At 78.6% G+C, this 1,102-nt stretch carries 1 protein-coding gene and 1 pseudogene; both read right to left on the bottom strand.

What is annotated here, in order from left to right; translation table 11 throughout:
- Positions 1-17: 17 nt before the first annotated feature.
- Positions 18-264, bottom strand: a pseudogene (locus tag GV126_RS36920) (RNA ligase (ATP)); the annotation flags it as partial.
- A 9-nt stretch (positions 265-273) separates the two neighbouring features.
- Positions 274-1,002 carry a 3-keto-5-aminohexanoate cleavage protein gene (locus GV126_RS32145; RefSeq protein WP_159674447.1) on the bottom strand — a complete coding sequence of 243 codons (729 nt, stop codon included), beginning with the start codon at positions 1,000-1,002 and terminating at the stop codon, positions 274-276.
- Positions 1,003-1,102 lie beyond the last annotated feature (100 nt).

Here is a 1,102-nt window from a genome sequence, read left to right on the forward strand (position 1 = left end):
GTCACCGGCGGCCGGGCTCACTCGCACTCGGTGCCGCCCTCGCGGGGCAGGTACGCGGGGCTGACCGCCTCGGCGACGGCCCGGCCGCCGGTGACCGGGCCGTTGGCGCTCCACGGCCGGCCGGCTCACCCCGCCCTCGCGCAGGTGCAGCCCCCGCCCGGACACGGTCTCCCGCCCGGCCGCGTACGCCAGCACCTTCTCCACGTCGTGCGGCCCTTCGTACAGCCGCGGCACCAACGGCAGCCCCCCGTCGACGAGTTCGGCGGTTCTGCCCTACGACGAGCGCCGGACGCACCCGTACCGGAGCAGTCCCTCTGTCACCAACTGAGCGTTGGAGGACGCCGGTTGCCCGTCCGGCAGGAGCAGCGTGTCCGCCAGGCCGATCCGGGCGGCGAGTCCCAGCCGGCCCGCCAGGCGCAGCACCGGCCAGGTGCCGGCCTGCTCGCCGTGCAGCAGCACCGGCCGGCCGTGTGCGCCGCCCAGCTCGGCGAGCAGGGCGTGCGCGGACGCCTGGGCCGTCTCCGGGGCCGGGTCCGCCACCTCCGCCACCACCCGCAGCACCCGCGGACCCAGTGGCGAGGCCGCGAGGCGGGCGGCGCCGTCCGTGCCGGACCGGATGCCCGCCTCCACGCCCACGCCCAGCCCGAGCAGGGCGGCGGCCACGTCCTCGGCGCCCGGCTCGTGCCAGGGGACCGAGGCGAAGTCCGGCAGCACCGTCCAGCCGCGCACCCGCTCCCGGCGGGCCACCGGATCGGGCTCCGCCCGGGCGCCCGCGGCCACCCCGACCGGCACGGACACCCGGGCTCGCAGCGCCGTCACGGTCGCCGCCACCACGCGCGGCGAGACGCTCTCGCGCCCGCACGGCGTCCTGGGGTGGACATGGATCTGCGTGCCGCCCGCCGCGACCGCCCCGGCGGCGGACTCGGCCAGCGCCTCGGGCGAAAGCGGCACCACCGCGCCGTCCGCCGCCGTGCGGGACCCGTTGAGACAGACCTGCATCACCGGTCACTTCCCCCGTTCCCGTTCGCCGTGCCCCCGTTCTCCGTTCCCCGTGCCCCGATCGGTGTGCGCCGCTCCCCGGCCCCCGTTCGGCGTTCCCGCG

It is taken from the genome of Streptomyces mexicanus (genome assembly GCF_902506575.1).
Taxonomy (GTDB): domain Bacteria; phylum Actinomycetota; class Actinomycetes; order Streptomycetales; family Streptomycetaceae; genus Streptomyces; species Streptomyces mexicanus.